Raw genomic sequence first — 3,916 nt, 5'->3', positions numbered from 1 at the left:
GAACAGGCTCACCTGGTCGGCCGGAAACTGCGCCGCGAGCTGGCGAATCTGTTCGCCCGGCGGCATCTCGAGCGAGCGGAATTCAAGCCCTGCTGCTCGGGCGAGGAAGCGGGCGTAGCCGGATTCGCCGGCGCCGCGGATCGTCTCGTCGGCGCTGTCGGCGATCGGGCGGTTCGGCCCCTCGTAGAAAACGACGCTCGGCTTTGCGGCCTCGAAGGCCGTGCGGATCCGCTCGAATTGCGGATGGGCGGGATCGCGCGCGTGCTCGGCGCCGACGACGGTAAGCGTCGGAGCCCTGAAATCCCATTGCTGGCCGGGAGCTTCGCGCCACGTGCCATAGTCGGCGATCCTTTTGGCGCAGGCCGATGCCGGCGCCGCCGCCGCGCCGGCGGCAAGCAGCAAGGGGACGGAGAGCATCGAAAGTCCTCCTCATCGGGAGGGCCGCGGCGGGTGGTTGTCCGCCGCGGCCGTTCCTGCCTTCCTCAGCGCGTGCCGAGCGCTTCCTTGAGGCCCGGGGCGAATTCGGCGCCGTGCTCGACCTTCGCCGTCGAGGCCTTCAGCGTGTTGCCGATCGGCTCGGCGCGGCCGCCGAGGCACTTCGACAGGAAGTTCTCGGCAACCGCGTTGAAAGCGATGTTGTTCTGCGGCCGGGCGAAGCCGTGGCCTTCGTCGGGGAAGACGACGTAGGTGACGGGGATGCCCTTCGCCTTCATCGCATTCACGATCTGCTCGGATTCGGCGACGTTCACCCGCGGATCGTTGGCGCCCTGACCAATCAGCAACGGACGCTTGATCTGGTCGGCCTTGTAGAGCGGCGAACGCTCCCTCAGCAGCGCCTGGCCTTCAGGCGTCGTCGGATTGCCCATGCGGGCATACATCTGCGCCTTCCCGGCCTCCCAGTAGGGCGGGATCGTCTTCAGGAGCGTGTTGAGGTTCGACGGGCCGACGATATCGACACCGCAAGCGAACTTGTCCGGAGTGAAGGCAAGGCCGGCAAGCGTCGCATAGCCGCCGTAGGAGCCGCCCATTATCGCCACCTTGTCGGAGCTGGTGACGCCCTGCTTCACAGCCCAGTCGACGGCGTCGAGCAGGTCGTCGTGCATCTTGGTGCCCCACATCAGGTTTCCGGCGGAGACGAACTTCTTGCCGAAGCCGGTGGACGCGCGGAAGTTGGTGGAGAGCACGGCATAGCCGCGGTTGGCGAGCCACTGGTGCATCCCGTTATAGCCGTAGGCGTCGCGGCCCCATGGCCCGCCATGGACGAGCAGCACCATCGGCACTGCCTTGTTCGGACGGCCGTCCCCGTCCGGGTCGGTGCCCGGCGGAAGCGTGAGGTAGGAGACCATGTTGAGGCCGTCGCGAGTCTTGATCTCGATCGGCTTCATCGCTGCGAGCGGAGCGCCCTCGAGCTCCGGCCGGGTGACGTAGAGCTTGGTCAGAGCCTTGGACTTGCGGTCGTAGAGATAGGCGGCCGAGGGGGCGGTGACGGGATCGACGCTGACGATCCACTTGTCGTCCGCGTCGGTGCGCGAAGTGACCGCGATCTCGCCCTTGAGGCGGCTCTTCAGGAAATCGAGATCGCCCTTCACTGCGTTGCCGAGCGGGATCCACTCGTTCTTGAGGTAATTCTCGCCATAGGCCTCGATCCGGCCGGTGCGCGGATGAGCCATCGCGGCGCCGATATCGGCGCGGGCGCTTTGGGCGATGAGCGTCTTGCGGCCGGTGGCGACGTCCTGGGCCAGAAGGGCGGCAGTGTCGCGGCCGCGCGAATCGATCCAGTAGAGCGTCTTTCCGTCGGCCGTGTAGCCGACCGGCTGGGTCGTCTGCGCGTCCTCGAGCGTCACCGATTCGTACGGCGTCGCCTCGACCTGGTTGTTCACGACCCGGAAGAAGTCGCTGCCGCCGTCCGGCCGCGGCTTCACCGCGCCGCGGATCGCCAGCTGCCGGTCGGCGGAGAAGCCGGCATAGCCGCCGGTGTTCGTCAGCACCGGCGTCAGCTTGCCGGTCTTGAGGTCGAGGCTGTGGACGTCGTGCCACTTCGGATCCCGGTTGTTGACGCCGACCAGGATCCGGTCCTTCACCAGGTTCGAGATGCCGACGACCTGGACCCGGGTCTTTTCGAACGGAGTGAGAGTGCGCTGCTCGCCGGTCGTCACGTCGACTCCGTACAGCAGGAAATTCTCGTCGCCGCCCTTGTCGTTGATGAAGAGGATCTGGCTGCTGTCGGGAGCCCAGAAATATTGGCGGATCGGCCGCTGGCGCTCGTTGGTGAGCGGCTTGGCGGCGGCCGGGTTCGAAGTCGGTGCGACATAGATGTTGAGCACGCCGTCGCGCGGCGCGATCCAGGACAGATACTTGCCGTCCGGCGAGAGCCGGCCTGCGGTCTTGGTCGGATTGCCGAAAATCTTCTCGCGCGGGATCAGCGGCACGTTGGTCTGCGCGAGCGCGGGCAACGCGACGAGCGGCAGCGCGGCCGCGGCAGTGAGCAGCAACAAGCGATTCTTCATGTGATCATCTCCCCTATTCCCTCCCGTCGGATAGCATGACGGCCGAGGCTGTGGGAGTCAGCTTAGTGTATTGCCGATATAATACACAAGCAGCTTTTCAGGTGACCTTGCCGCGCACGCTGAAGCGCGGATCGCGCCAGCTGCCGCTCTCGAGGGTCTGCGCGAGGCGGTCCACGGCCTGCCAGATGTCCTCGTAGCCGAGGTAGAGCGGAGTGATCCCGAAGCGGACGACGTCGGGGGACCGGAAGTCGCCGATCACGCCCGCCGCGATCAGCGCCTGGCAGATCTCGAACGCATGTTCGTGGCGGTAGGAGATGTGGCTTCCGCGCCGCTCCGCTTCGGGCGGGGATACGCATTCGAGGCCGTGGCCGCCGCACCTTTGCTCGACGAGCCGGGCGAAGAGATCGAACAGGCGCGCGGACTTCTCCCACAGCGCGTCCATTTCAGCTCCCTCGAAGGCGTCGATGCCGCTTTCGAGCGCGCTCATGCTGAGCATCGGCGGAGTGCCGGCGAGGAAGCGGGCGATGCCGGGGGCGGGGAGATAATCGTCGGTGAAGTCGAACGGTGCCGCGTGGCCCATCCAGCCGCGGAGCATCGGCGCCAATTGCTCCTGGAGATGCTCGGCGACGTAGAGGAACGCCGGCGCGCCGGGGCCGCCGTTCAGATATTTGTAGCCGCAGCCGACGGCGAGCTCGGCTCCGTCCTCGTTGAGGCGGAGCGGGACTGCCCCGGCGCTGTGGCTGAGGTCCCAAATCGTCCGTGCGCCGGCCGCCTTGGCAAGCGCGGTGATGCGGCCCATCTCGAAGCGCTCGCCGGTCTTGTAGTGGACGTGGGTGAGGAGGAGGAGGTTGGTGTCGGGGCCGATCCCCTCCTCCACCTGATGGCGCGGCTTCACCTCCAGCCGCATGCCGGGCACCGCCTCGACCGCGCCGCTCGCGACATGGAGATCGGTGTGGAAATTGCCGGCTTCCGAGAGCAGCGCGTGCCGATCGGGGGCGAGGCGTGCGGCGGCGGTGATCAGCTTGAAGAGGTTCACGGTGACCGAATCGGCGACGATCACCTCGTGCGGCCTGGCGCCGATCAGGCGGGCGATCTTGGCGCCGATCCGCTGCGGCGCATCGATCCATCCATGATCGTTCCAGCTGCGGATGAGGGAGACGCCCCATTCAAGCTCGACCACCTTGCGCTGGCGCTCGGCGGTCGCCCTCGGCAGCACGCCGAGCGAATTGCCGTCGAGGTAAATGAGGCCTTCCGGGATGAAGAAGCGCTCCCGGAACGCGCGCAGCGGATCGGCCGCGTCGAGGGCGCAGACCTCTTCCACCGTCACTTGCGGAGCGCCTTCTGGATTTCCTCGACGGCGGCCGCCCAGGCTTCGGTTTCGGGAGCGATCAGCTCGACATGGCCGGTGC

The 3,916-nt window shown here is 67.0% G+C and carries 3 protein-coding genes; all 3 read right to left on the bottom strand.

Annotation, left to right across the window (positions count from 1 at the left end; translation table 11 throughout):
* Nucleotides 1–417, bottom strand: a 417-nt coding sequence (locus tag VF662_RS06325; RefSeq protein ID WP_464138966.1) for a hypothetical protein, incomplete at its 3' end; no start/stop codon positions are given.
* A gap of 65 nt (nucleotides 418–482) precedes the next feature.
* Nucleotides 483–2,507, bottom strand: coding sequence for a S9 family peptidase (locus tag VF662_RS06320; protein ID WP_464138965.1), 2,025 nt, complete (start codon nucleotides 2,505–2,507; stop codon nucleotides 483–485).
* 97 nt (nucleotides 2,508–2,604) lie between these two features.
* Nucleotides 2,605–3,834 (bottom strand): kynureninase, encoded by a 1,230-nt coding sequence (gene kynU / locus VF662_RS06315; protein ID WP_464138964.1) that lies wholly within the window; start codon nucleotides 3,832–3,834, stop codon nucleotides 2,605–2,607.
* Between the last annotated feature and the right edge of the window lie 82 nt (nucleotides 3,835–3,916).

The organism is Allosphingosinicella sp., assembly GCF_036387215.1.
Taxonomy (GTDB): domain Bacteria; phylum Pseudomonadota; class Alphaproteobacteria; order Sphingomonadales; family Sphingomonadaceae; genus Allosphingosinicella.
This window is presented reverse-complemented; position numbering and strand designations above follow the sequence as displayed.

What these genes read in the sequence shown, in the direction of transcription:
- VF662_RS06320 (WP_464138965.1), bottom strand. Translation starts at nt 2,507, where the DNA reads ATGAAGAATCGCTTGTTGCTGCTCACTGCCGCGGCCGCGCTGCCGCTC.